General features: G+C 54.9%; 22 protein-coding genes. 5 read left to right on the top strand and 17 right to left on the bottom strand.

The features are described from left to right. Nucleotides 1–2: 2 nt before the first annotated feature. The 7 genes from ACT3RW_RS05220 to ACT3RW_RS05190 all read right to left on the bottom strand — a co-directional run bounded on the left by ACT3RW_RS05220 (nucleotide 3) and on the right by ACT3RW_RS05190 (nucleotide 8,441). Nucleotides 3–3,011: a DNA translocase FtsK 4TM domain-containing protein gene (locus ACT3RW_RS05220; RefSeq protein WP_444613055.1), complete on the bottom strand. Its 3,009-nt coding sequence runs from the start codon at nucleotides 3,009–3,011 to the stop codon at nucleotides 3–5. A gap of 107 nt (nucleotides 3,012–3,118) precedes the next feature. Beyond that, nucleotides 3,119–3,607 (bottom strand): hypothetical protein, encoded by a 489-nt coding sequence (locus ACT3RW_RS05215; RefSeq protein ID WP_444613054.1) that lies wholly within the window; start codon nucleotides 3,605–3,607, stop codon nucleotides 3,119–3,121. Nucleotides 3,608–3,699: 92 nt separating this feature from the next. After that, nucleotides 3,700–5,100: a mycothione reductase gene (gene mtr, locus ACT3RW_RS05210; RefSeq protein WP_444613053.1), complete on the bottom strand. Its 1,401-nt coding sequence runs from the start codon at nucleotides 5,098–5,100 to the stop codon at nucleotides 3,700–3,702. Nucleotides 5,101–5,303: 203 nt separating this feature from the next. Beyond that, entirely contained in the window at nucleotides 5,304–6,206 is a 903-nt protein-coding gene (locus ACT3RW_RS05205; RefSeq protein ID WP_444613052.1) for an ABC transporter substrate-binding protein, read from the bottom strand. Continuing rightward, nucleotides 6,203–6,934, bottom strand: a complete 732-nt coding sequence (locus ACT3RW_RS05200) for an ABC transporter permease (protein ID WP_444613051.1) — start codon at nucleotides 6,932–6,934, stop codon at nucleotides 6,203–6,205. The genes ACT3RW_RS05205 and ACT3RW_RS05200 overlap by 4 nt, the downstream gene beginning before the upstream one ends. Continuing rightward, the gene (locus ACT3RW_RS05195; RefSeq protein ID WP_444613050.1) at nucleotides 6,931–7,617 is read right to left on the bottom strand and encodes an ABC transporter permease; all 687 of its coding nucleotides are present in this window, start codon (nucleotides 7,615–7,617) and stop codon (nucleotides 6,931–6,933) included. The genes ACT3RW_RS05200 and ACT3RW_RS05195 overlap by 4 nt, the downstream gene beginning before the upstream one ends. Then, nucleotides 7,617–8,441 carry an ABC transporter ATP-binding protein gene (locus ACT3RW_RS05190; RefSeq protein WP_444613049.1) on the bottom strand — a complete coding sequence of 275 codons (825 nt, stop codon included), beginning with the start codon at nucleotides 8,439–8,441 and terminating at the stop codon, nucleotides 7,617–7,619. Before ACT3RW_RS05190 ends, ACT3RW_RS05195 begins: the two co-directional genes overlap by 1 nt. A 172-nt stretch (nucleotides 8,442–8,613) precedes the next feature. Here ACT3RW_RS05190 and ACT3RW_RS05185 point away from each other — a divergent pair, with 172 nt between their 5' ends. Next, nucleotides 8,614–8,985, top strand: coding sequence for a hypothetical protein (locus tag ACT3RW_RS05185; RefSeq protein WP_444613048.1), 372 nt, complete (start codon nucleotides 8,614–8,616; stop codon nucleotides 8,983–8,985). 77 nt (nucleotides 8,986–9,062) lie between these two features. Here ACT3RW_RS05185 and ACT3RW_RS05180 read toward each other — a convergent pair whose 3' ends face one another. Beyond that, nucleotides 9,063–10,769, bottom strand: a complete 1,707-nt coding sequence (locus ACT3RW_RS05180) for a ribonuclease J (RefSeq protein ID WP_444613047.1) — start codon at nucleotides 10,767–10,769, stop codon at nucleotides 9,063–9,065. 19 nt (nucleotides 10,770–10,788) lie between these two features. Further along, entirely contained in the window at nucleotides 10,789–11,700 is a 912-nt protein-coding gene (gene dapA / locus ACT3RW_RS05175; RefSeq protein ID WP_444613046.1) for a 4-hydroxy-tetrahydrodipicolinate synthase, read from the bottom strand. Between dapA and ACT3RW_RS05170 the strand changes: the two genes are divergently transcribed. Then, nucleotides 11,699–12,952, top strand: coding sequence for a heparan-alpha-glucosaminide N-acetyltransferase domain-containing protein (locus ACT3RW_RS05170; protein ID WP_444613045.1), 1,254 nt, complete (start codon nucleotides 11,699–11,701; stop codon nucleotides 12,950–12,952). The two genes, dapA and ACT3RW_RS05170, sit on opposite strands and share 2 nt — an antisense overlap. Nucleotides 12,953–13,104: 152 nt before the next feature. On the opposite strand, the gene ACT3RW_RS05165 is transcribed toward ACT3RW_RS05170, so the two are convergent. Together ACT3RW_RS05165 and dapB are read right to left on the bottom strand one after the other, a co-directional pair. After that, complete coding sequence (locus ACT3RW_RS05165) at nucleotides 13,105–13,557, bottom strand: tetratricopeptide repeat protein (protein ID WP_444613044.1); 453 nt, start codon at nucleotides 13,555–13,557, stop codon at nucleotides 13,105–13,107. Continuing rightward, nucleotides 13,554–14,312 carry a 4-hydroxy-tetrahydrodipicolinate reductase gene (gene dapB / locus ACT3RW_RS05160; RefSeq protein WP_444613043.1) on the bottom strand — a complete coding sequence of 253 codons (759 nt, stop codon included), beginning with the start codon at nucleotides 14,310–14,312 and terminating at the stop codon, nucleotides 13,554–13,556. The genes ACT3RW_RS05165 and dapB overlap by 4 nt, the downstream gene beginning before the upstream one ends. 195 nt (nucleotides 14,313–14,507) lie before the next feature. Between dapB and ACT3RW_RS05155 the strand changes: the two genes are divergently transcribed. Further along, on the top strand, nucleotides 14,508–14,918 hold the full coding sequence (locus ACT3RW_RS05155) for a hypothetical protein (protein ID WP_444613042.1): 411 nt from the start codon (nucleotides 14,508–14,510) through the stop codon (nucleotides 14,916–14,918). A 93-nt stretch (nucleotides 14,919–15,011) separates the two neighbouring features. Continuing rightward, nucleotides 15,012–15,746, top strand: coding sequence for an alpha/beta fold hydrolase (locus ACT3RW_RS05150; protein ID WP_444613041.1), 735 nt, complete (start codon nucleotides 15,012–15,014; stop codon nucleotides 15,744–15,746). A gap of 75 nt (nucleotides 15,747–15,821) precedes the next feature. On the opposite strand, the gene ACT3RW_RS05145 is transcribed toward ACT3RW_RS05150, so the two are convergent. The 5 genes from ACT3RW_RS05145 to ACT3RW_RS05125 all read right to left on the bottom strand — a co-directional run bounded on the left by ACT3RW_RS05145 (nucleotide 15,822) and on the right by ACT3RW_RS05125 (nucleotide 21,991). Further along, nucleotides 15,822–17,192: a M16 family metallopeptidase gene (locus ACT3RW_RS05145; RefSeq protein WP_444613040.1), complete on the bottom strand. Its 1,371-nt coding sequence runs from the start codon at nucleotides 17,190–17,192 to the stop codon at nucleotides 15,822–15,824. A gap of 139 nt (nucleotides 17,193–17,331) precedes the next feature. After that, nucleotides 17,332–18,792, bottom strand: coding sequence for a PucR family transcriptional regulator (locus ACT3RW_RS05140; RefSeq protein WP_444613039.1), 1,461 nt, complete (start codon nucleotides 18,790–18,792; stop codon nucleotides 17,332–17,334). A gap of 215 nt (nucleotides 18,793–19,007) precedes the next feature. Then, on the bottom strand, nucleotides 19,008–20,516 hold the full coding sequence (locus ACT3RW_RS05135; RefSeq protein ID WP_444613038.1) for a peptide MFS transporter: 1,509 nt from the start codon (nucleotides 20,514–20,516) through the stop codon (nucleotides 19,008–19,010). 460 nt (nucleotides 20,517–20,976) lie between these two features. Further along, complete coding sequence (locus ACT3RW_RS05130) at nucleotides 20,977–21,369, bottom strand: hypothetical protein (RefSeq protein WP_262198100.1); 393 nt, start codon at nucleotides 21,367–21,369, stop codon at nucleotides 20,977–20,979. A gap of 130 nt (nucleotides 21,370–21,499) precedes the next feature. Beyond that, a complete protein-coding gene (locus ACT3RW_RS05125) occupies nucleotides 21,500–21,991 on the bottom strand; it encodes an S-ribosylhomocysteine lyase (protein ID WP_131089955.1) in 492 nt (163 codons plus the stop codon). A 125-nt stretch (nucleotides 21,992–22,116) separates the two neighbouring features. Here ACT3RW_RS05125 and ACT3RW_RS05120 point away from each other — a divergent pair, with 125 nt between their 5' ends. Then, nucleotides 22,117–22,677 (top strand): phosphorylase family protein, encoded by a 561-nt coding sequence (locus tag ACT3RW_RS05120; protein WP_444613037.1) that lies wholly within the window; start codon nucleotides 22,117–22,119, stop codon nucleotides 22,675–22,677. A 177-nt stretch (nucleotides 22,678–22,854) separates the two neighbouring features. Here the strand turns inward: ACT3RW_RS05120 and ACT3RW_RS05115 are convergent, their stop codons facing one another. Beyond that, on the bottom strand, nucleotides 22,855–25,080 hold the full coding sequence (locus ACT3RW_RS05115; protein ID WP_131089957.1) for a polyribonucleotide nucleotidyltransferase: 2,226 nt from the start codon (nucleotides 25,078–25,080) through the stop codon (nucleotides 22,855–22,857). Nucleotides 25,081–25,175 lie beyond the last annotated feature (95 nt).

Here is a 25,175-nt window from a genome sequence, read left to right as displayed (position 1 = left end):
TATTAGTTTCTTCCTGTCAGGTCCCAGGCGTCTTCGCCAGGTTCGTCGGAGCCGTCAAAGTAGTCCACGGCTTGCTCTCGATCATCAAGGTCCTTGGCCACCAGATCCTCGGCGTATTCCGCCACCGGATCAGCGTGGTTTACGTTGGCCTCCTGGACCAAGGCAGCCTCGCTGGCCGACATGGTCGTGTTGGCTGGATCATCGCCGCGCATAGCGGCAAGGACCATCGGCAAGTCATCGGGCTGGATGAGTACATCGCGGGCCTTGGAGCCTTCAGAAGGACCAACCACGCCGCGCGATTCCATCAAGTCCATGAGCCGTCCGGCCTTGGCAAAACCAACACGCAGCTTACGCTGCAACATCGAGGTGGAACCAAACTGGCTGGTCACTACAAGCTCGGTGGCTTGCAGCAATAGATCCAGATCGTCTCCGATGTCCTCGTCGATCTGCTTCTTCTTCTCGGCGACCGGAATCACGTCTTCACGGTATTCAGGTGAAAGCTGGGTCTTGACGTGTTCAACCACGCGCTGAATTTCAGATTCGGTCACCCAAGCACCCTGCACACGCATCGGCTTGGAAGATCCCATAGGCAGGAACAGGGCGTCACCTTGACCAAGCAACTTTTCGGCACCTGGCTGGTCCAAGACCACGCGGGAGTCGGTGACCGAGGAGGTTGCAAAGGCCATGCGCGAAGGTACGTTGGCCTTGATCAGACCGGTCACCACATCCACCGATGGACGCTGGGTAGCGAGCACCAGGTGGATACCAGCAGCACGTGCCAGCTGGGTGATACGCACGATGGACTCTTCCACATCGCGTGGAGCGACCATCATCAAGTCTGCGAGCTCGTCAACAATCACCAAAAGGTAAGGGTAGGGCTTAAGCACTCGCTTGGAACCTTCGGGCGGGTGAACCTTGCCGGCCTTAACTGCCTTATTGAAGTCGTCGATGTGCTTAAAGCCGAAGTTGGCCAAGTCGTCGTAGCGGGTGTCCATTTCACGCACCACCCAGCCCAAGGCTTCGGCAGCCTTTTTCGGGTTGGTGATGATCGGGGTGATCAGGTGAGGCACACCCTCATAGGCGGTAAGTTCCACGCGCTTAGGGTCAACCATCACCATGCGCACCTCATCAGGGGTGGCGCGCATCAGGATGGAGGTGATCATCGAGTTCACAAACGAAGACTTACCTGCACCGGTAGCACCTGCCACCAAAAGGTGAGGCATCTTGGCGAGGTTGGCTACAACAAAGCCGCCTTCAACGTCCTTGCCCACGCCCATCACCATTGGGTGTTCGGTCTTGCGCGCATTGTTGCTGCGCAGCACATCACCGAGGGCGACAACTTCCTTGTCGGTATTCGGGATCTCGATACCGATAGCGGATTTGCCCGGGATCGGAGAAAGGATACGAACGTCAGAGGAAGCAACGGCGTAGGAGATGTTCTTGGCCAGCGCGGTGACCTTTTCCACCTTGGTGCCCGGGGAAAGTTCGATCTCGTAGCGGGTGACCGTAGGTCCGCGGGAGAAGCCGGTGACCTGAGCATCAACCTTGAACTGCTGCAAGGTATTAGTCAGTGCATCAACTATTACCTGATTAGCTTCGGACGCTTCCTTAGCCGGCGGGCCGGCAGGCAGGTAGTGGTCCTCGGGCAGGGTGTAGGTGACATCTCCGGAGAGCTGCAGTTGTTCGCTGCGGGCAGGGATCGGTGACTGCGGACCGGCGGAAAGGCCAGCGGCGCGCGAGGACACCTGATCCATGGCGGAAGTGGTAGCTTCCGGCTCAGCGTTTAAGCCGATATTGGCCATGATCTCGGCCATTTCGCTTTCGGCCTTGGTCGGGCGCTTCACCCCAGGTGGTGGGCCAGCTGGCTTGGGAATCGACGTTTCGGCAATGGCCTGAGTCGCAGCTTCAGAAGCGTCTTCTGCTTCATCGTCAAAGGTTGGACGAGCGATAGCCTGAGTGGCCGCTTCATCGGCATCAAAGATCTTGCCCGAGTTGCGCTGAGCTACAGGCAGTGAAGTAGTTGATGCTTCTGAGACATCAGCAGGATCGATCACTGCCTTGTCGTAGGCGACATCACCTGGACGGTCCGAGCGCTCGCTACCGTGACCATCAACGTCGTAAACCTCGGTCACCTGGCGGGCCGCGGCAGCACGGCGTTCAAAGAAGCCTGGCTTCTTCTTTTTTGGAGCCGGCGTCTGGGCCTCTTCATCTGGGTAGAGGTAGGACTGGTCGTGGTCCTCGCGCGTTGAGTCTAGCTCGGGGGCGGCCGCCTGACGTGCCGGACGAGTAGCATTCGGGTCTTGGCCCAACAAACGGTTGTAACCACCGCGGATCCGTTCTGGGATCTGGGTGAAGGGTGTTGCGGTGACGATCAGAACGGACATGAACGCTAAGAAGATGAACACTGCCATGGCCCCTGGCACGGTGATCAGCATGCCCAGTGGCGTACCCAAAATGGAGCCAACCATACCGCCGGCGTTCCACAAAAGTTCAAAGTCATCGGAGACTGAAGGAGAGCCCTTAGCCAACGATGCAATGGATGAGCCGGAAAGGGTCATGATCAGCAGGCCAATACCAATACGGTTGTTGGCGGTCACTGCTTCTGGGTAGCGGAACAGTCGGAAGGCACCGACGAACAAAATCACTGGCAATAAAACTGCCATGAAGCCCAGGGTGCCACCGGCAACTGCATGCACACCTTGACCGAACCATCCTGATTCTCGCAGGCCCCACCATTCGATGATCGCTACGGTGACCGCGATGAGGGCAAGGAAGAGCCCGGTACCGTCACGGCGAAGTTCGTAGTCAGGAGTGACCGTTCCACCGATACGGCGGAATGCGCCACCAAAGATCCGAGCGATCCCCATCCAGACGCTGCGCAGGGCGCGTAGGGGTAGGGCGAGTTCCTGTTCCGGATTCTCGGGTGTTTTCTTGGAGGACGAAGTACCGGACGCTTTGGGTTTGCGCGTCGTCGGCTTCTTCGTCCCCTGAGACTGAGTACGTGGGGCCATAGTTCTAGGGTATCGTCAATGGCTGGATGCACCCCGAATTTACACGTCTGCTCGGGGTTTGGCAGGGGCTAGAGAAGGATCACGTATCCAGTCTTCGTCAGAGCGCTCTATGCCCTTAGGCCACGCGAATGATTCAGGTTCAAGCCGGCGACGATCACAAAACCAACAGCAAAACAGACAAGCAAGAATCCTAGTGCTATCAAGGTGGTAGGCCATGGATCCTGCGCGCTAATTCCTTGACCAACGATTAGTAATGCTGGCAGAACCCCCGCGACTACGGCGCCGAAGCCTGCAGCCACTGATTGTGTAGCCGAGGTATCTGACGCGCACTTCACGGCATGGATCTCGATGGCCACATACATCGCGGAACAGCACAGTACTCCCATGGCTATTCCGCTCAACGCTGCAATAAGAACCCATAACCAGATGCCGCCACTGATCCAAGCCCAAAGGCCACTGCTGGAAATCTCGTCCACTGCAAATGATCCGAACATCGCGGAAAAAGCTACTATGCCAAGGACCATGCCCACCGCGCCAGAGATCATGAACATTGTTTTGGTCATGTCGGACACTGGCGCAGCGGTCATCTGGTTCATGGCTTCAGTCTAGGTTGCTCAGGTGCCGTTCACTAGTAGTTTTATTGATTTGTTCGTAACGATTTGGACACCATTGCCGCGCGATTTCTGAGCTAGGAAAATTCCAACCCGAGCAATGCGTTCTCGGTGACTTCCGGCAATGCTGGATGGATCCAATATTGATTGCTTGCTACTTCACGTACGTCTAGGTCAAAAGCCATGACCGTGATCATCTGCTGAATTAACGATGAGGCTTGCGGCCCCATGTAGTGAGCGCCCAAGAGCTTTCCGGTGTGCTTGTCAGCAATGAGCTTGGCGATGCCGGTTTTGTCTTCCATGGCCCAGCCGTACGCGACATCACCATAGTTCTGCACCTTGACGGTGACCTCGTATCCCGCCTCGCGGGCCTTTTCTTCGGTCATGCCAACATAGGCGATTTGCGGGTGCGTAAAGACGGCCGCAGGGACGTGCTCGTGTGGCATTTTCTTCAGCGCGTCAGGGTTGAGCAAGTTATGACGTACCGCGCGCATTTCAGCATTGGCAACATGCTTGAGCATGTATGGCGAGGAGATATCCCCCAGCGCCCAGATGCCTTCGGCCGAAGTGGAGCGACCATATTCGTCTACGCTGATGCGCCCATCTTTAGCGTCAATGCCGGCTGATTCCAGATCCAGCTGGTCACCGTTAGGAGTGCGACCTGTTGCCACAAGTAGTACTTCCCCGCTCACTGTCGATCCATCATCCATTTCCACCGTTACTTCTGAGTCCCCTTGGCTCACGCCGGTGATGTTTCGCCCCATACGCACGTCATAGCGTTTCGCAGCCAATTCATTAAAGGATTCGCGAAGCTCGGTATCGAGGTGGCGCAGTAACTGCGAGCGCGCGATGATGCTGACCTTGGTGCCTAGCGCTTCAAAGACGTGAGCGAACTCCATGGCAATGTATCCGCCACCAACGATCACGATGGATTTTGGTTGCTGCGCTAGGCGCATGATGTCTTCATTGGTGTGGAAATGCACGCCTGATTCGGCAATCAATTCGGGAATCACCGGACGTGATCCAGCGGCCAAGACTATCTGGTCCGCGCTGATCGTTTTGGTTTCTGATCCTTGCCCTGTTCGCAAAGTACGCTCGGATACAAAACGTGCATGCTGATCATAAACGTCGATATTTGGAGTCTTATCTCCGCGTCGATATTCTTCCCCACCCTTGGCGATGAGATCAATCCGCTGATCAAATACCCGGTCAACAATGCTTGACCAGTCGACGGAATTCACTTGGGAGTCAACCCCTAAACGCGATGACTCCCTTGTTTCCAAAGCAGTATCAGCTGCGTAGACGTACATCTTGGTGGGAATGCAACCAACGTTGAGGCAGGTACCTCCGAACGCACCCTTTTCGATGACGGCAATTGATTTGTCATCAAATTCGGGTCCAGGAATTGAATTACCCGAGCCGGTGCCAAGGATGATCAGGTCGTAGTGCTTGTCTACCTTTACTGCTTCGGATGTCATCTTGCTTGGTCCCTTTCGCGGCGACTGATTGAACAGGTAGCTGAACAGGGTGGCGTTCACTACCTATCGGGAGGCTATCACTTTGCTGAAGACCACTGGGTATCTGGATTGTGCGTTAGCGCACGTCAACGGTCATCCTTGAGGATTTACTCCCGTAAAGATGACCGTTGAAGTGAACAGTAAATAAGTTAGCGCTTTAGGACCTAAAGACCTTGGTCAGACAACCAAGATTTTGCAATGTCCGCAGCTGACTTCTTATCAACGGTGCTCTGCACGTTCAGGTCAATAAGCTCTTCAGCGGTGAGCTTCTTGCTCACTGGATCCAAGACCTTCCCAAGCTCTTCAGACTGATCCGCCGTAACGACAGGAACAACGTTCGAGGCAAGGAAGAGGGACTTAGGATCTTCAAGTACCACTAGATCTTCGGTCTTGATGCGAGGATCCGCAGTGAATACGTTAGCCACGTTCACGGTGCCAGCCACAAGATCTTCAACCGTCGTATCACCAGTGGCAGAGAAATCAGTCTTCACCCCGTAAGTGCTTTCCAATCCCTTCGGGCCGTAAGGACGTTCGGCAAGCTCTGGTGGACCACCAAGAGTCAATTCATCTTTGACCTTTGCCAAGTCCTCGATGCTTTTCAGATTATTGTCGTCGGCAAATTTGCGGGTGACGGTGTAGGAGTCCTGATCCGAGGCTTCCGCTTCATCCAAAACAGCCAGCGAGTCAGGCAGCTGGCCTTCTAGTTCCTTGTACACATCCGCAGATGAGCGAGACTTAGTATCTTCCTTGAAGAACTGCAGCAGGTTACCGGTGTACTCAGGGAACACATTGATGCTGCCATTTTCTAGCTGCGGCATGTATGCGTCACGCTGGCCAATGTTGAACTTTCGTTCAACTTCAAGCCCAGAATTCTCCAGAGCCTGCGCGTAGATCTCCGCGACGATTTCATTGGAATAGTAAGCCTGTGAACCTACAACGATTTTCTCGGCGCCACTGTCTTCCGACCCACTCTGCGTGGCCAATGGATCCGAGCTAGAGCAACCAGCCAGGGTTAATGCTCCAGCTGTGATTACTGCAGCAACGCGTGATGCCTGCTTTATTCTCATGTCAGTTCTTTCTCTTGTACGAGTGAAGTTTTCGAATCTTGAGTTCTAACTTTTCTCTGCTTTGATCCTAGTGCGCGGGGCACTGCCGCTTTCTGTCCTATGGCAAGGAGCATGTCGAGCAGCAAGGCCACCACTGCTACAAGCAGAGCGCCACCGAGCACCATGTCGAAGCGACGCAGATTCAGTCCGGTAATAATCGGCAAGCCGAGACCGCCAAGGTTTACATACGCTGCGATGGTTACCGTAGCGACTACCTGCAACACTGCTGCTCGAATACCGCCAACTAATAGTGAGAGCCCAAGAGGTATCTCAACTTGGAACAAAATTTGCCATTCAGTCATTCCCATAGCTCGGGCCGCGTCGATGGTTTTCCGGTCAATCGCTTCGAAACCTGTATAGGCTCCGGCCAGTAATGACGGAATAGCCAAAACGACAAATGCTAGGACAGCCGCTTCTGGTTTGTGGGTGACGCCCAAAAGCAACACCAGCAATATCAACAATCCAAAAGACGGTACCGCACGGGCAATACCAGCTGCCCCCACCGCGATCTCTCGTCCCTTACCGGTATGCCCGATGGCCCAGCCGACAGGAATCGCGATAGCCCCGGCAATCACGACCGAGATGAAGGTGAACAGCAGATGCTGTCCCAGTAGTACGGCCAGCCCGTCTTTGCCTTCCCATTGTTCTGGGGCGACCAGCCACTTAAGTGCGTCCGATAGTAGGTTCATGAGGCCACCGCTTCACTAGCCTGAGCTTGTACCGAACGGCTTCGTCGGTGATCTGTTCTGCTCCATGGCATGAGCCAGCGGCCGATCAGCATCAACAGTAGATCAACAACCAAAGCTATCAGCGCCACCGCCAATAGGCCGGCAAACACCTCAACGATGATGCGTCGCTGCAGACCATTGGTAAACAAGTAGCCCAGGTTTGTCACGCCGACCAGGATGCCCACCGTGGCCAGCGAGATGGTGCTCACTGCAGTGACCCGAAGTCCCGCCAGAATTACTGGACCGGCTAGTGGCAGGTCAACAGCGAAGAATCTGCGGGTTGTTCCGTACCCCATAGCGGTAGCTGCCGAACGAGCTGCGGGGTCAACAGAGTTCAGCCCGTCAACAACACCACGAACCATGATGGCCACAGCATAAAGGCTCAAAGCTACGATCAGGTTGGCTTCGCTAATCGCGCTCATTCCGGTAATCACCGGAAGAATCATCAACAACGCGAGCGAAGGAATCGTGTAAAGCAGGCCAGTCAGGGTCACCAACGGTCCGCCAACGAGTTTGTATCGCCACGCCACCCAACCCAAGGGAAGGGAGAGCACAAATCCGATGAGAATGGCGATCAAGGACTGTCGCAAGTGCTCTATCGACAGTGAACTTATCAACTGAAAATTCTCAGAAATCCAACTCATTACCGCGGCCCGTCGTCAACGAGTCGGCCCTGAGTTCGGCCCTGCGAATCCACCAGTACCGGGCCTTGTGGTGTTTGTTTGACGCTCATGGCGCGAGCGCCACGGTCTGTCCCAATGAAGGAAGAGACAAAATCATTGGCTGGATTTTCGATGATTTCGCTCGGGCTACCTACCTGAAGCTTTTGGGCACCCGCAGCAAGGATGACCACTTGGTCCCCCAGCAAAAACGCTTCGTCGATATCGTGGGTGACAAAAACGATGGTTTTGTCGAGTTCCTTTTGTAGCCGCAATAGTTCGCTTTGCAGTTCGGAGCGCACGATGGGATCTACTGCGCCAAAGGGCTCATCCATCAGCAAAATATTTGGGTCCGAAGCCAAGCCTCGGGCTACACCGACACGTTGTTGCTGGCCACCGGAGAGCTGGTGCGGGTACCGATCTGCCATTGAAGTAGGCAAGCCCACGGTCTCCATCAATTCCAACGCTCTGCGGCGCGAGTCCCTACGCGATTGCCCCATTAGACGTGGAACGGTGGCGATATTATCGGCCACGGTGAAATGCGGAAGTAATCCTGAGTTCTGCATAACGTAGCCAATACTGCGGCGAAGCTCCACTGCATTTTTAGTGGAAATGTCTTCCCCATCGATTCGCACCGTTCCGGAGCTTGGGTCCACCATCCGGTTGATCATTCGTAGCAAAGTAGTCTTGCCACAACCGGAAGAACCAACAAAAACTGTGGAACTGTGTGCAGGAATCTGCAGGTTGAAATCCTTGACTGCCGTCGTACCATCCGGGTAGTGCTTGGATATGTTCTCGAATTCAATCATGTGCCGACTCCTATAGATGGCTTTGAAGATAATTCTGCCTCAATGGACCTCGAAGAACACTGGTACGGCACGGATCTTTCTGCGTTACTGCTGATTCTCGCGATCAATGCCAAATAATGCTCTAGTCACCAGTAGGATTTAGACAGATTATTCACCGATTATAAGGATCCTCATGAAGCTTCGAACCTTTGCCTGGCTCAGCGCTCCACTACTAGTCACAGCAGTAGCGCTGGCTTCCCCAGCTTCGGCTAGCCAGACGCCAGCTGACAGCTCACCGCAGTGGGGTACGGTGGTGGTCATGGAAGTTGGTACCGGAAAAGTACTCCAGCGGTTGGAAGCGCCCGAGACCACATCGGTGATCATGATGGAAGTGCACACAGGCAAGGTGCTGGATCAGGTGGATTGCACTAACTGGCCCGAGGCTACCGGTTCAGAATTCTGCGCTGGCAAAGTTGTTGAATCGGCGCCCGCAATGATTGCAGCACCCGAGTCCCTCTCGCCGTCATTTACCTCAACCCCGAACAGGCTGTTGGGCTGGAACTAAACAATTGCTCAAAAACGACCAATGCCCCAAAACCACGCAACGGTGGTTTTGGGGCATTAGTTTTCTAGTCACAAAGCTTAGGCTTCGAGCACTACCGGAACGATCATTGGGCGTCGGCGCAGCTTGCGCGAGACCCACGAGCCGATGACACGACGGGTGATCTGCTGTAGCTGGTGCGTGGAGTGGTTCGGGTTATTCGACACCGCTTCCACAATCGCAGCTGCAATCTTTGGCTTGATTTCGTTGAAGACTGAGTCTTCTTCAGCCACACCGCGAGCGTGAATGTCTGGGCCGGAAATGATGGTGCCATTCTGGCGGTTGATCACGGTGATCACCGAGATGAAACCTTCTTCACCCAGGGTGACGCGGTCCTTGAGGTCATCATCGGTGATGGTGCCAACCTTGGAACCGTCAACATAGACGTAGCCACATTCAACCTGGCCAACTAGCTGAGCGACGCCGTCCTTCATGTCGATGACCGAGCCATCTTCAGCCAGCAATACGTTCTCTTCTGGAACACCGGACTGCGCAGCCAAACGGCCATTGGCAATCAGGTGGCGAGTTTCGCCGTGGACCGGAAGTACGTTCTTTGGACGCAGGATGTTGTAGCAGTACAGCAACTCGCCAGCCGAAGCGTGACCGGAAACGTGAACCTTAGCCATGCCCTTGTGGATGACCTCGGCGCCAAGACGCATCAGACCATTGATCACACGGAAGACCGAGTTCTCGTTACCTGGGATCAGGCTGGAAGCCAGGATCACGGTATCGCCTGGGTTGATCTGAACCTTGTGCTCACCGTTGGCCATACGCGACAGCGCAGCCATTGGCTCGCCCTGCGAACCAGTAGACATCAGCACGACCTTGTGGTCTGGTAGCGAATCGATCTGCTTAAGATCAACGAGCACACCCTGCGGGATATCTAGGTAGCCAAGACGTTCTGCGATGCCCATGTTGCGAACCATCGAGCGGCCAATGAAGGCCACCTTGCGACCGTGCATTGCTGCCGCATCCAGTACCTGCTGCACGCGGTGAACGTGCGAGGAGAAGGAAGCAACAATGATGCGGCGACGTGCCCGTGCGAACTTGGCCTCAAGCACTGGGCCAATTTCGCGCTCTGCCACGGTGAAGCCTGGAACTTCAGCGTTGGTGGAGTCAGGCAGGAACAAGTCCACGCCTTCCTCACCCAAACGGGCGAAGTGGCGAAGGTCAGTGATGCGACCATCTAGTGGCAGCTGATCCATCTTGAAGTCACCGGTGTGCAGCACGGTACCGGCTTCGGTACGCAGGAACACTGCCAGTGCATCTGGAATCGAGTGGTTCACAGCGACAAATTCACATTCGAAGTTGCCGATCTGCGCGATCTCGCCTTCCACCACAATGTTGGTGTTGGCCTTGATCCGGTGTTCAGCCAGTTTTGCTTCAACGAAGGCCAAGGTCAGCTTCGACCCATATACTGGAATATCTTCGCGCAGACGCAACAGGTATGGAACAGCACCAATGTGATCCTCGTGGCCGTGGGTGAGCACTACGCCCACCACGTCAGCCAAGCGGTTCTTGATGTACGAGAAGTCCGGCAGGATCAAATCCACGCCAGGTTGGTGTTCTTCTGGGAAGAGCACACCGCAGTCGATGATCAACAGTTTCCCGTTGAGCTCGAATACAGTCATGTTTCGGCCGACTTCGCCCAAACCGCCGAGGGGAACAATTCGCATTGTTCCCTTCTTCAGCCTGGCTGGAGTCTGCAAACGTGCAGAATCAGCCTTACCTACTGAACTCTCAGTCATGTGTAGTTAGTCCCTTTCGTTACAGATCCCATCCGCCTTCACGTAGGTCCGCGCGGATAGCATCGAGCTCTGCGTCCGACGGTGCCACAAGCGGCAGTCGGACGACGGTGTTCGGCAGGACACCCTGCCAGTGAAGTCCATATTTTGCGGCCACGGCGCCCTGTATGTGGCCCATGATGCCGCGCTGAATCGCGTCCAGCTCAAAGTGTGTGGTGCGTGCAGTAGCCAAATCCCCTGCATGCATTGCATTAACAAGCGTACGGTACTTAGCAGCTGCAACGTGAGCCGTAACCGAAACCACGCCGACAGCACCTGCTGCCATCAATGGCAAGGTCAGTCCGTCGTCACCCGAGTAGACATGAAGGTCGGTGTTGGCCAGCACGGTGGTGGTTGACTGGTAGTCCGACTTTGCGTCCTTGAGGGCAATGACCTGAGGAATCTTGGAAAGTTCAATAATGGTCTCAGGAGCCAGTGCGATTCCGGTTCGTCCTGGGATGTCGTAGAGCATGATTGGCAGCTCTACCGCTTCAGCGATGGCCTTTACGTGGGCAATGACGCCTGCTTGGCTTGGCTTGTTGTAGTACGGGGTGGTCAACAGCACACCGTCTACGCCAGCTGCCTTGGCGGCCAGCGACAGTTTGATCGAGTGGCGGGTGTCGTTGGTGGTGGAACCGGCCAGCACTGCTGCACGGTCTCCAACTGCTTCAACAACGGTGCGGAACATCTTGATGTTCTCTTCATCGCTCAGGGTTGAGGTCTCACCGGTGGTACCGGTGACCACCAAACCGTCGCAGCCATCATCGACAAGCTTCTGTGCCACTTTTGTTGCCAACGCGTAGTCGACTTCTCCCGCGTCATCGAAGGGAGTGATCATTGCGGTAAGCACAGTACCGAATGGGTATGCCTGATTATCAATTGCACTTGTAGCCATGGTTTTAAATCTACACGCGCGCATGTTGAGATGGCATCCACAGACAAATCCGTGGTGCGATAACTTTATGCAATTTCCGGGGAAGCAACAGCGTCTGTTGGGCGTTGATGCAGCACGTCTACTTGCCATTCTTGGCATGTTTGCGGCACACATTTTTGCGCTCTATCAGGTCAACGGCGACAGCGGATTTTCCCCTACATTTACCGGATCTGTGGCTTCTGGGCGGGCTTCAGTTTTGTTCATGGTGCTGGCGGGTTTATCACTGAGTCTTATGCATGAATCGCTAGCTCGTAAAGGCTTTTCGTACCCTAAGATTTACTCAGTCCTTGCACGGAGAGCATTAATAATTGCAGGCCTCGGAATGCTAATTGGGTCGGTAAATGAACGTATCGCAGTCATTCTTGTCCACTATGGGCTACTGTTTCTTTTGCTTCCGCTAGCCCTTAGGCTCCCGAGAATAACCATTTGGGTAGTCTCGGCATCTTGGTTGATAGTTATGCCGATTTTATGGCGTCCACTCGCAGCAACCTGGTTGGGGCAATCTCTGGGCCATAATCCAACCTACTTTGACCTCCTACTTCCAGCACCTCTGTTCCAAGATTTGTTGGTTACCGGATACTACCCACTGATGATTTGGTTCGGCTACGGGTTGCTGGGGATCTGCCTAGCTCGTTGCAATTTGCGTAGCCAAAAGACCGCGGTCAGCTTAAGCATCATTGGCACCCTCGTAGCTCTTGGCACCTACCTTGTTGGCCGTGCAGTGAGTTTGGGTCATACAGAGCAAATTTCCCAGGCCGTAGGGACGCCATCCTCGACCGTGCCTACGCTCATCGCGGCAGGCCGGTTACCGGGCATCAATTTAGATCCCTACCTTATGAACATCAATTACTTGTGGCTACCCTCCGGCCACAGCAACTCGCTCTTGGCTACCCTGCATGCGGCCGGCTGCGCCGTGGCAGTCATTGGTCTGCTCTTGCTTGTCATCCCTCACCTTGGTCTGCTCGGAAGGATCCTCGCCGGGGCCGGCCGGGCACCGCTAACCCTCTATGCGGGACATATTGTGCTGCTGCCAGCCCTGCAGTATTTCCTTGAACCGGTCGTGATCTGGTGGATCTTGATTACCGTCACCGCAGGTTTTGGCATCTGGTTGGGCTTGACCAAGGCTTCGGGTCCTTTGGAATTCTGCGTACGTGTACTCAGCGGTGCCGACGCAACTTCCGAAACGCAAAAGTCCTCCCCGAATAACAAATGACAAACAGATTTTGAAGTCAGAAGCTTCGGAAGTGTTTTAAACAAAGAACAGCCGCCGACCAGCCTGAAACTTCAGGTAGATCGACGACCATTCATGATCAGGCAAGAGCACAACTACAGCATTAGACGAATCTAAATTCCGCGCGCAAAACGCTAGTTGCTAACCTTCTCGGCTTCGCGCCATAGTCCAATCGCGGTGCGCATGGAGGTTCGAGCCCGACCTTTATCGCCACAGGCTTCGTAGGCCAGGGCCAAACGGTACCAAGACTTCCAGGACTCTGGGTTCTCTTCAACGTCACGCTGATGATTGGGGAAATCTTCGTCTGCAGCGGAACGAATAATACGGCCCGACGGCTTTCGGGGCAGGTCCTTAGGCAGTTCGCCCGAGGCGGCCAAGGATTTACCCATCTTCTCGGTACGTAGCCCAAAGAGGATTTCACGAATCAGGATCCAAACGCAGAGCGCAGGAATGACTAAGATCGCCACACCCATGAGCTGAGCAATCAATACGCCTGAGCCCATAAAGCGGAAGGCCTGAGTGAAGGTCATGCCGATGTACAAGGCAAAGAGCAGGAGTATCCCGCCGACCCAAAGCTTGGTTTTCACTGTCCGAGCTCCAAATATCCGTCTAGGCCATAGGTCAGTCCTGGGCGCGACTCTACGGTTCGCAGTCCCAACAAGACCCCTGGCATGAACGAAGCACGGTCAAAGGAATCGTGACGCAAAGTCAGCTGTTCTCCTTGGCCGCCAAGAAGTACTTCCTGATGTGCCACCAGCCCACGCAGTCGAACCGAATGTACATGGATGCCGTCCACTACCGAGCCACGAGCGCCATCAAGTTGAGTTTCGGTGGCGTCGGGGCTGGCTGGAACTCCGGCGGCTTCACGTGACTTCGCCACGAGTTCGGCCGTACGCACTGCTGTTCCGCTGGGAGCATCAACCTTGTTCGGGTGGTGCAATTCAATAATTTCTACAGATTCAAAGTACTTTGCTGCGGTGGCAGCGAAGGCGCTGGCCAGCACCGATCCCAGAGCGAAGTTTGGTGCGATCAGCACACCGGTCTGCGGACTCTCGGCCAATAGTGCTTCAAGCTCAGCCCGGCGTTCGTCATCCCACCCGGTGGTTCCGACCACTGCGTGCAGGTGATTCTCCACCGCGAAGCGAACGTTGGCTTCGGTAGCATCCGGAACCGACAGATCAACCACGTGGGTTGCTCCCGCCTCAAGAATCTGAGCGAGGTCATCGCCTCGACCTAAACTGGCTACTAATTCCATGTCGGCAGCTTCGTTAACGGCCTTGACCGCTTCGGCTCCCATTCGTCCGGCCGCACCGAGCACGGCTACCTTGATCTGTGCACTCATGAGCTTAAGCCTATCGTTTTCGTCGGCTCCCTCTAGCCAACAATGACGTGCCCGCCTCACCATTCCGTAATGCCGGTGATCATTGAACATCCAAATAATTTGAATCGGTGGCTACTCTACGGCCAGTCCAGCTTGTTTTGCCCCGCAACTCGGGGAAAAATAAGCTTCAGGAACCTCCGAACAGTGAGCAGGGCTATGGGTCAGAAAATTGGACGTTTAAGTCTAGGCATCAGTGTCATACTGGTTGCCACCTTCGCTGTGACATCGTGCGGGTCAGATACCGAACCGATTTCGCTGTCCGATCAAGAACTCGCCGACGTAGTCAACGTAGTTCAAGAGCAGGGAACCGTCATTGATGGCGCATCCTGTCAGGTCGAAATTTTCCGCATTGAAGCTTCCACCACTTATGGCTGGGCCACCTGTGCACCGGCCGAAGAGAGCGATCCTCAAGCAGTCGCCCAGGCAGATGCCTTCCCATTCCGCATCGATGGTGACAAGCTACGTCGCCCCGATGAAGGCGGTAACTATGCGAAGGACGTAGAGAAGCTTTTCCCTGAAGATCTACGTTCGGCCATCAACCAGCACGCCACTGGGGCCACCGGATAAGTTTTGCGGCGGTTGATGAAGTAAACGGTGGGTGAGCAATCCTGCTGTTGTTTAAAGGTTTGTGAGCGCACATCTAGCGCCATGAAAGGCCACGTGCGTCACGAATATTTTGGGCAGTTGCCCTCTACCCTCAATACCCGTCTGTCCGTTCGGGTTGCCGGAACCGGACCGGACGTAGTTCTCATTCATGGATTGGGAGCTTCCAGCAGATACTTCACTCCCCTAGCAAATATCCTTGCGAGGAAATATCGGGTCATCGTTCCGGAGCTACCGGGTCACGGCAAGAATTTAGATGACGGCCGTCCGGTAACTGTAGCCCGGTTTGCCCACGAAGTTGCTCTGGCTCTTCGTGAGCTGAAAGTTGAAAAGGCAATCGTTCTCGGCCATTCAATGGGCGCCCAAGTCTCCATCGAACTTGCGCGAACCTGGCCCACATTGGTCAAGCACCTGCTTGTCGCAGCCCCCTCGGTTTACGACCGGGAAGCCACGCTGTTCCGGCAAGCACGCCGACTGATCCAAGACTTTCCTCACGAGCTGAACTCGGTCAAAGCCATCTTGCTAGTTGACTATCTTCGCTGTGGCATTCCGTGGTGGGCCAAGAGTTGCGAGCAGATGTTGGGTTACTCCACCATTGATCTGCTCAAGACCGTCACCTGTCCGATCGATGTTCTCTGCGGTACTCGAGATCCATTATCTCCGCCAGAATTTGGTGTACGTCTGATCGCCGGAATTGAACGCGCCAAGCTGACCATCATGAAACAAGGCGCCCACGGTTTCAATTTTTCTCATGCGCCCGAGATAGCCAAGATTATTGACGCTGCCAATTAGCTAGCTAACGGCCTGAAGCAAGAAAAACCGCGGTATCCCTGCTCTTAGCTAGGATACCGCGGTTTTTCATAGGACCTATAGACCCAGAGCGGCCTCGTCTTCGAACGGACCGACAACGGTGATGACTCGGTCCTTGGCGGCCAGTTCCTGAGCGAGCTCTTGAACTTGCTTGGCGGACACCGCGTTCACCTTCTCCAAGGCTTCATCGATGTCTTGGAATTCGCCGGTAACCATCTCTGCGCGTGCAAGACGCGACATACGGCTTCCCGGATCCTCCAGAGCCAGTACAGTGCCGCCAGCAAGCTGACCCTTAGCTTGGGTTAGCTCGGCTTCAGTTATTCCCTCGCTGGCCAACCGATCCAATTCAGCACCGAGCAACGTGATGACTTCGCCAGCCTTAGCCGGTGCGCAACCGGCATACATACCGAAGTAACCTGCATCTGTGTAAGCGGCCGAGAAGGAATAGGTTGAGTACACCAGTCCACGCTTTTCGCGGATTTCCTGGAACAAACGTGAGCTCATTCCCCCACCCAGTACGGCGTTGAGGACGGCCAAAACCTGACGGCGTTCATCATGCCCGGTGATGCCAGCGCAGCCCATGATGATATTGGCCTGTTCCACTGGACGGTTGACGACTTCAATGCCAGCCTTTGAGGTGATCTGCGCCGGTTGCGCCGCACGTCGCGGTTCAGGCACGGCCAGCGGATCTAGATCCCAGCCAGCTTCACCCAGGGCTTCAAGCACCATGGTGCACAACGTGTCATGCTCTAGCGAGCCAGCGGCGGTAATGATCAGTTCGCTCGAACGATAATGGGCGCGGTAGTGCTCCATCACTGCTTCACGGCTGATGTTGTTGATTTCTTCTGGGGTGCCACCAATCGGGCGACCCAGTGGGTGCTCCCCCAAGACTCGGGCAACAAAACGTTCGTGGGCTACGTCTGTCGCATCATCAGCGTCCATCGCCAATTCCTCGATGATGACGCCGCGTTCCTGCTCCAGCTCTTGTGGGTCAATGACTGCCGAGGTGACCATGTCCGCGATGACATCCAGTGCCATCGGCAAATCGGTATCGAGTACCCGTGCGTAGTAGCAGGTCGATTCCTTGGCGGTTGCGGCATTTGATTCGCCACCCACAGCATCAAATGACTGCGCGATCTCCAGAGCGGAACGCTTTTTTGTTCCCTTGAACAACAGGTGCTCTAGGAAGTGGGTTGACCCGTAGTGGCCGGCCTCTTCATCGCGTGAGCCCACTGGAACCCAGAAGCCTACGGTAGTTGAGCGTTGTCCGGGCATGGCTTCAGTAAGTACGCGAACGCCACCAGGCAAGATACTGCGCCGGACTTCAGAGCCGCCCTCTCCGCGGTGGACCAAGGTAGGGTCCGCCGGGTCTGCCGGAGAGAACTGATTTGTCTCCACCGAATGCAACGGCAATGGAATCATGGCCACGAATATACGTCCTTAAATCTTCAGAAATAAGCCTGTTCAAGGCTTGGAACTTTGCTCTCATTCTCCCACAGAACGGTGGGGCGCAAGCAACCGCCAAGCAGCACACTTGCCGGTGAAACGTCAGCTATCGGCACGAATTTCAGCTACGCTTCAGCGCGATTCTTGCGATCCATAACTCGGCCAGATCTTTACTCGATTTCAGGTTTCTGCCGGTCAGCTGTTCGATTCGCCCGATTCGGTAGCTCAAGGTCTGACGGTGGATCCCCAACTTCGCTGAGGTTTCAATCCAGTTTCGGTTTTCATCGAGGTAAGCGCAGAGCGTATCGATCAGGCTCTGTTCAGAGGAACCGGCCTGACGTAGCGGCCCCAAGACGCGTTCCACAATTTCTTTGGCTTGGCTTTCGGACTTCGGAGCTAAGGAAAAACTGACTTCGTCATAACGCACAATTCCGGTTTTCGGGCCGTCCGACGATTCGTAGGCTACCTGTGCTCGAAGTAGCCCATCTTTGACCCCACCAAGGTTGGTGATGGTCGGCGAGATGCCAATTCCAATGCCATGGTATTCGCTCAAACTTTGAAGCACCGGCAAGTCCGCAGAGCGTACGAGTGACGCGTAGTAACCATTTTGTATATGACTGGCGTGGGCGATACCGGCCAAGCTCAAGGATGAAAAGACCAGCTCTTCATTGTTCGTGGAGGTAATGGCCACCATGAGGTCTTGAACTGGTTGTCCAAGTTGGGTGGCATCGCGTACCAAACGGTCTTGCGGAGTACTGCTCTCCAGCGAGTCAGGGAGCAAGTGTCGGCGCTGATGCGCCAATCCAAGGGCGGTATGAGTCCGGCGATTAACTTCCCCGGCGATGACCTGAATTAGATGGGTCATGGTGAAAGAATCCAGCATAGAGCCAGGGCTTTCTTCCACAAGTAACACCGTGGAGCGTTGCGTCGGAAGGCTCCACACCGAAAGTTCTCCCCCGCGCAATGAACCCATGCGGTTGATCATCCCTTGCCCATAAGGCAAGACCTCAGATGCCAACTTCTTGATCTCTGAACTATCTACGGTGAGCGATCCAGGAAGTACATCAACACCGGTAGCTACATCCACTGCCGTCATGGCAACCTTGAAGACACTCTCCAGTTGTTGCGCAAAGCCAGAAGGGTGTTCGTACTCGCCCAGGGCTGCCCGATACAAATGGTTCAGCGTCATCAGCTGCTGCGCTTGGTTACTCTTGTTGGCTGCCGCGACCATGCGCACGATGCTGGCAAACGGAACTGCACGTTTCATCAACATCACCGGAAGCCCGAGATGGTTCGCCGTCTCTAGTGCTTCGGGATGCAGCTGTGGTGCTAGGTCGTTATCCTCGACCACCACTCCGCAAAGGCCAGCGCGTTCCAGACGGCGGATGAACTCAACTTGTTCCTGCGCATCATTGGGTACACAGTGACCGATGGTCATCAACAGTTCGTTCTGTCCCAGCCAACGGTAGGGGTCTGGCAATTCGCAGCTGTGTGCCCAGAGGATTTCTCGATTGATGCCCTCGGATCCTGCGATCAGCCGGCATCCGGTGGCTTCCATAGCGAGTAGGTCAGAAATGATCATCTGAGCCTGCCGCCTCTGCCGGGGCGCAGAGCTGCGCAATCTTTCTCAACTGAAGCCATGCCTTCAACCGTACCTTTGCCCCTCAGCAAAAGTAGACAAAATTCCTGTGCAGTTCTTCACCCGAACTATCTGCGGATACAACAAAGCCCGTCGGATCAATTAATCCAACGGGCTTTGTGGTGGTTCTAGCCTGTGGAGGTTTTAGACTGTGATGCTTAGAGCCCGGCGTACAGGTTTTCCTGTAGCTTCCGGCGGAAGATCCACAGTACGATACCGACAATCACGCCGGCACCGATGATGCAGATGAAGTACGAGTAATCGCTGATGACGGTGTAGAGCTGGCCGAAGAGTCCGGAGAAAGCCGAGCCTAGGGACAGGGTCAAGAAGTTCAATCCGACCATTTGTGAACGGAAGCGCTCAGGACCGATACGGGTAGCCAGTGAAAGGCTTATCGGTCCAACGAAGACTTCCGAAGCACCGGCAGCCATCATGACAAGCACGATGAGCAACAGCGGGATCAATGCGCCTTCATACATCTTGAGCACAAGGAGCATGATGATGTACGCGCAACCCATGTGGAACATGCCAACCGCAAACTTGGACGGTGCACCCGGACCGCTGTTTCCCGATTTGCCCCAGAAGTAGGTGACAAATGGGGTAATCAGCACTGCAGCGAACTGCGCAAGCATGGTGATCCAAGCAACCGGAACGCTCCACCCGGCAATGACGAGGTCAACGCGTTCGGAAATCAGGATTGCAATGGTGGTTGATTGCTGGAACAGCAGGCCAAAGAAGAGGCCACCAGCCAGGAACAACGGAAGGTAGGCGCTCACACGACGCTTCTCGTCCTTGGTGACTTCCTTGCTGCCAAGCATCATGATGAAGTACCACGCGGCGCTAGCCAGAATCAGCACAGTGGTGATGGCAGACAGCGATGAGGCAGGGAGCAATCCCGAAGACAAGATGACGATAATGGCCAACAAGACCACCACGGCAATGATGCTCAGACGCACCAGCTTGGACTTTTCGATGGGGCGTTCAACAACACCAGACTTCGCTGGAAGCTTGGCCATGGAAGCCATATATACGCCCAACGAAACCAACATACCGATTGCTGCCAAGCCGAAGCCTACGTGGAATCCCCACTCGTTCTGGGCGAAGCCCGAAGCCAGTGGTCCGGTGACGGCACCCATGTTGATGGCCAGGTAGAAGTAGGCAAATCCTACGTCTCGACGACCTTCATCTTGGCCTTCAACGGCGAGTCCAACGATGTTAGTGATGTTGGTTTTCAGTGCGCCGGTACCCAAGATGATCAAGCCCAGGCCAATAGCCAAGCCGGTCATTCCTGAGATGAAGGCCAATGCGACGTGACCGGCGGCGATGATGATGCCACCGATGAATACCATCCACTTTGGGCTGATGACTCGTTCGCCCATCCACGAACCGAGCAGCTGAGCCAAGTAGACCGAACCACCGTAGGCGCCAACGATGCCCGATGCGGACGCCGCGTCAATTCCTAGGCCGCCTTCGGAGGCGGTGTACAGAAGGTAGAAGGTCAGGATGCCGTTGAGACCGTAGAACGAAAAACGTTCCCAGAATTCGGTAAAGGCTAGCGTGCCTACGCCGCGTGGTACGCGTGGCTTATCGCTACTATCTGCCGTCGCCGAGGCGGCCTCGGCTTGTTCTAATCTCGGATCTTGCTCGTCGAGTTCAGTGTTTGGCATTGTGGTCGGTCTCCGCTTTCCAAAAATGTGAAGATCAGCCTTGGCCCATAGGCACCGCGAAAAGCTCGCAGAAGCGTACTGCTCTACGAACGCGACATTGCGACTTTCCGTGTTTCTCAAAGCTCATTTGTTACCCGACTCACTCTAGAGTCTTGAAGGTGCCCCAACCCTCATACAGATCAACAAAAGCTTGGGCAACAACTATCCAATGAAACAAGAGGTGCGTCACAAGCATTTTGGTGAGTGCCGAAAATTCGGTCTTTTTCAGGGTTCGCTCAGAGATGCGAGGGCGAGCGAAAACCGAGTCACTAAGTGCCACGGTTCACATTAAATTTTGGCCAGAAGGGCCAAGATCCCCGAGATAACTTCAGATTTGCTCAAAACAGGAACAGGCCATGCCGGGCCGCCCCTGTTCTCTACAGGTTCAACCCGCGCGCGGCTTGGCGCAAAACTAGTTTGTTTAGGACTCGTCGAGGTATCCACGCTTTGCAGCGTCATCACATACTGGCGTCTTGTGTTCCGGGTCAATCGAAGAACAAGCTAGGTAGGCAGAGTTCGCCGCTTCTTCAACACTCAACTCTTCGTAACCCACGGAGCCCGGATTGTACGAAACTGCGGTGCTCCATTCGTCCAAGTCCTTGCATGCGTCTAAGCCCTTGGCTTCAGCCTCTTTGATCTTGGTTTCGGAGGCATCTTTATCTGACCAAGTCTTGTTCTGTGCCGAGATGGCATCTTGGCATCCCTGAGAGATGGTGGCCGTTCTGGCCGAATCTAGATCCGCGCATCCGCTGGTTGAGCAAATAATGAAGGCTACTACGGCAGCTGAGGAAAGAACTTTGCGCATATCAACCATGCTACCCAAAGCACCTAGGGTTTGGCTGAGACGGTGCGCCCCATTGATTTATTCGTGGCCTGCAAAACGCAAAAGATCTCGTGCTTCTCCGTAGAAGAAGCACGAGATCCCGAGAAAATTAGCGAGCTATTTATGCAAGCTTGGAACGCTTGAAGGCATCAAGGCTAATTCCTTGTTCCAGAATTACCTTGGCCCATTCGCGTGCCGAGTGCAGCGAGTGGTCGCGGTAGTTACCGCAGCTCTTTGCTTCGGTGCCTGGAACATCGTCCCAGGTGATCTTCTCTGCAATGTCTTCCAACGAGCTTTTGACCGCTGCAGCGACCTCTGCTGGCTCGGGCTCGCCCCACAAGATCATGTGGAAGCCGGTACGGCAGCCGAATGGGGAGAAATCAATCAGGCCATCGATGCGGGTGCGCAGTAGTCCGGCCATGGTGTGCTCAATCGTGTGCAGACCAGCGGTAGGGATTTCACCGTGGTTTGGCTGCACAAAGCGGATGTCGTAATTGGTGATTGCATCGCCCTTAGGCCCACGCTCAACTCCAATTTTTCGCACGTAGGGCGCTTTGACCTTGGTGTGATCCAAGGCAAAGCTTTCAACTTCAGCAAGTTCAATATCACTCATGAATAAAGTGTATCCGTTGTGCCTACCGAGAATCGATGCCTGTTAATGAGTCGTAACCGGTAGACTTCTTAGGACGTTCGGGTGCAGTAATCTACCCGAGCTGACTTCATTTAGAGGGGAAATTCATGTCGGATCAGAAGTCCTTGCTCGTCTTTGCGCATCAAGACGAAGCAGTAGCCTTTGCAGATGTAGAACACCTGATTTCAGGCGTCGGCAAGATCAATGCATCGGTTGCTCTGGCAGGCGCCCTTGCTGACGGAAATATCAAGAATGTCATCGTTCTGGGTACCGCTGGTGTTGTGGGACATGCAGACGAAGACCGTCCAAGCCTTGAGACCATCTACCAGGTCACGAAACTCATCCAGCATGATTTCCCATTGCCTTCGGCGGACGTAGATCCCACCGGCGAGATCGTTCTGCCCGACTTCCAAGCCGTGATGGCTACTGGTGACGTGTTTGTATCAAATGATGAGCAGCGCGTTCACATCAAGGAGCTCGGTGCTTCCTTGGTGGACATGGAAGGCTACGCCTACGCCAGCATCTGCCAGCGCTTTGATATTCCGCTGCAGATCTTCAAGATTCCATCTGACTACGCTGACGACTCGGCATCCATTGATGAGTGGGACGAGATCGCTAAGCAGAAGAGCGTTGCACTACGCGAGTTCTACGACAAGAACTTGGTCTAAGCACTAAGTTCTCTGAAACGCACCGGATCTTTGAACCACATGGTTTTTAGCTCCGGTGCGTTTTGTGTTTTTGCTGAATACCACAAGCCAAGAAATCCCAGCGGCGCTGCAGTGGGTATAAAAAACCTCGGTCCCCCACCAAGTGGAGAACCGAGGTTTTTTGATGGAGTCTAGAAACTACTCTGCAGCAGCTTCTTCGTCCTCTTCAACAACTGGAGCCAGCGACAACTTGCCACGGTCATCAATCTTGGTGATCTCAACCTGTAGCTTCTGGCCAACGCCGACAACGTCTTCGACGTCCTCAACACGCTTGCCATCGTTGATCTTGCGCAGCTCGGAGATGTGCAGCAGACCGTCCTTGCCAGGAGTCAATGAAACGAACGCACCGAAGGTGGTCAGCTTCACGACGGTACCCAGGTAACGCTCGCCAACCTCAGGAACCTGAGGGTTAGCAATAGCATTAATGGCCGAGCGGGCAGCTTCAGCGGCTTCGCCACCGGTTGCGCCGATCAGCACGGTGCCATCATCTTCAATCGAGATGTCAGCGCCGGTGTCTTCCTGGATCTGGTTGATCATCTTGCCCTTAGGGCCGATGACTTCACCGATCTTATCCACTGGAATCTTCACGGAGATGATTCGTGGAGCGTTGACGTTCAGCTCATCTGGAGTATCGATGGCCTGGTTCAGCACGTTCAGGATGTGCAGGCGAGCTTCACGAGCCTGGGTCAGCGCAGCGGCCAGAACCGAAGCTGGAATACCATCCAACTTGGTGTCCAACTGGATTGCGGTAACAAACTCAGAAGTACCGGCAACCTTGAAGTCCATGTCACCCATGGCATCTTCGGCACCGAGGATATCGGTCAGGGCAGCGTAACGGGTTTCGCCGTTGACGGTGTCCGAAACCAGACCCATAGCGATACCGGCGACTGGTGCCTTCAGTGGCACACCAGCGTTCAGCAGCGACAGGGTCGAAGCGCAAACCGAGCCCATGGAGGTCGAGCCGTTGGAGCCCAGTGCCTCAGAGACCTGACGGATTGCGTATGGGAATTCCTCACGGCTTGGCAACACTGGAACCAGTGCGCGCTCTGCCAGTGCACCGTGGCCGATTTCGCGGCGCTTTGGTGAACCAACACGGCCGGTTTCACCGGTCGAGTATGGAGGGAAGTTGTAGTTGTGCATGTAACGCTTGGACTTCACTGGGGACAGCGAGTCAATCTGCTGTTCCATCTTCAGCATGTTCAAGGTGGTTACGCCCATGATCTGGGTTTCGCCACGCTCGAAGATTGCCGAACCGTGAACGCGAGGCAGAACCTCAACCTCGGCGGAGAGCTGACGGATGTCAGCCAATCCACGTCCGTCGATACGGATCTGATCGGTCAAGATGCGCTGGCGCACGATGTGCTTGGTGACTGCGCCGAAGGCCTTGGAGATCTCGCCCTCACGGCCAGCGAAGGTGTTGCCTTCACCGGTCAGAGATGCAAGAACTTCGTCCTTGTAAGCGCTAGCAGCGTTGTCGCGCTCCTGCTTGTCAGCGATGGTGTAGATTTCAGCCAAGCGGGTCGAAGCAGCAGCTTCAACAGCAGCGAAAGCATCTTCTTCGTAATCGCGGAAGACTGGGAACTCAACGGTTTCCTTGGCAGCGCGAGCAGCCAGATCAGCCTGAGCGTCGCACAGAACCTTGATGAATGGCTTTGCAGCCTCAAGACCTTCTGCAACAACCTCTTCGGTTGGAGCCTGAGCGCCGCGTTCCTTGATCAGTTCCCAAGAGTTGTCGGTAGCTTCAGCTTCCACCATCATGATGGCAACGTCGTCGCCTGCAACACGGCCGGCAACGACCATGTTGAAGACAGCGTTCTTCAGCTCGGAGTGGCGTGGGAAAGCAACCCACTGTGCGCCGTTTCCGTCGTCAACCAGTGCAACGCGAACGCCACCGATTGGGCCGGAGAATGGCAGACCCGAAAGCTGAGTGGACATCGAGGAAGCGTTGATTGCTACAACGTCGTACAGCTCATCTGGATCGATGGACAGGACGGTAACAACAACCTGAACCTCGTTGCGCAGACCCTTGACGAAAGCTGGGCGCAGTGGGCGGTCCATCAGACGGCAAGCCAAGATGGCTTCGGTCGATGGGCGGCCTTCGCGGCGGAAGAAGCTACCTGGGATACGACCGGCAGCGTACATACGCTCTTCAACGTCCACGGTCAGTGGGAAGAAGTCGAAGCCTTCGCGTGGGTGCTTGCCGGCGGTGGTTGCCGAAAGCAATGCGGTTTCATCATCGATGTAAACCATTGCCGAACCTGCAGCTTGCTTAGCAAGGCGGCCGGTCTCGAAGCGAATGGTGCGGGTGCCGTAGCGACCGTTGTCGATCTGTGCTTCGGCGAATTGGATTTCTGGACCCTCCATTAAGGGGGTTCTCCTTTCGTTCGCTCCCAGCTAGGTGGATAAGCGAACCGTGTGGCCCTACCCAGATCTGGTCTTCGATCGAGACTCGCGCTAGC

Origin of the sequence: Glutamicibacter sp. AOP5-A2-18 (assembly GCF_052446055.1) — a bacterium.
Classification (GTDB): Bacteria; Actinomycetota; Actinomycetes; order Actinomycetales; family Micrococcaceae; genus Glutamicibacter.
Note: the sequence above shows the minus strand (reverse complement) of the source record. Positions and strands in the feature narration are given on the sequence as shown.

Bases quoted from the DNA above. Each gene is read 5' to 3' on its own strand.
- dapA (WP_444613046.1), bottom strand. From the start codon at position 11,700: ATGGCTACAAGTGCAATTGATAATCAGGCATACCCATTCGGTACTGTG.
- ACT3RW_RS05220 (WP_444613055.1), bottom strand. From the start codon at position 3,011: ATGGCCCCACGTACTCAGTCTCAGGGGACGAAGAAGCCGACGACGCGC.
- ACT3RW_RS05125 (WP_131089955.1), bottom strand. From the start codon at position 21,991: ATGAGTGATATTGAACTTGCTGAAGTTGAAAGCTTTGCCTTGGATCAC.
- ACT3RW_RS05215 (WP_444613054.1), bottom strand. From the start codon at position 3,607: ATGAACCAGATGACCGCTGCGCCAGTGTCCGACATGACCAAAACAATG.
- ACT3RW_RS05170 (WP_444613045.1), top strand. From the start codon at position 11,699: ATGGTTTTAAATCTACACGCGCGCATGTTGAGATGGCATCCACAGACA.
- ACT3RW_RS05120 (WP_444613037.1), top strand. From the start codon at position 22,117: ATGTCGGATCAGAAGTCCTTGCTCGTCTTTGCGCATCAAGACGAAGCA.
- ACT3RW_RS05140 (WP_444613039.1), bottom strand. From the start codon at position 18,792: ATGATCATTTCTGACCTACTCGCTATGGAAGCCACCGGATGCCGGCTG.
- ACT3RW_RS05155 (WP_444613042.1), top strand. From the start codon at position 14,508: ATGGGTCAGAAAATTGGACGTTTAAGTCTAGGCATCAGTGTCATACTG.
- ACT3RW_RS05180 (WP_444613047.1), bottom strand. From the start codon at position 10,769: ATGACTGAGAGTTCAGTAGGTAAGGCTGATTCTGCACGTTTGCAGACT.
- mtr (WP_444613053.1), bottom strand. From the start codon at position 5,100: ATGACATCCGAAGCAGTAAAGGTAGACAAGCACTACGACCTGATCATC.
- ACT3RW_RS05205 (WP_444613052.1), bottom strand. From the start codon at position 6,206: ATGAGAATAAAGCAGGCATCACGCGTTGCTGCAGTAATCACAGCTGGA.
- ACT3RW_RS05185 (WP_444613048.1), top strand. From the start codon at position 8,614: ATGAAGCTTCGAACCTTTGCCTGGCTCAGCGCTCCACTACTAGTCACA.
- dapB (WP_444613043.1), bottom strand. From the start codon at position 14,312: ATGAGTGCACAGATCAAGGTAGCCGTGCTCGGTGCGGCCGGACGAATG.
- ACT3RW_RS05195 (WP_444613050.1), bottom strand. From the start codon at position 7,617: ATGAGTTGGATTTCTGAGAATTTTCAGTTGATAAGTTCACTGTCGATA.
- ACT3RW_RS05190 (WP_444613049.1), bottom strand. From the start codon at position 8,441: ATGATTGAATTCGAGAACATATCCAAGCACTACCCGGATGGTACGACG.
- ACT3RW_RS05135 (WP_444613038.1), bottom strand. From the start codon at position 20,516: ATGCCAAACACTGAACTCGACGAGCAAGATCCGAGATTAGAACAAGCC.
- ACT3RW_RS05130 (WP_262198100.1), bottom strand. From the start codon at position 21,369: ATGGTTGATATGCGCAAAGTTCTTTCCTCAGCTGCCGTAGTAGCCTTC.
- ACT3RW_RS05200 (WP_444613051.1), bottom strand. From the start codon at position 6,934: ATGAACCTACTATCGGACGCACTTAAGTGGCTGGTCGCCCCAGAACAA.
- ACT3RW_RS05115 (WP_131089957.1), bottom strand. From the start codon at position 25,080: ATGGAGGGTCCAGAAATCCAATTCGCCGAAGCACAGATCGACAACGGT.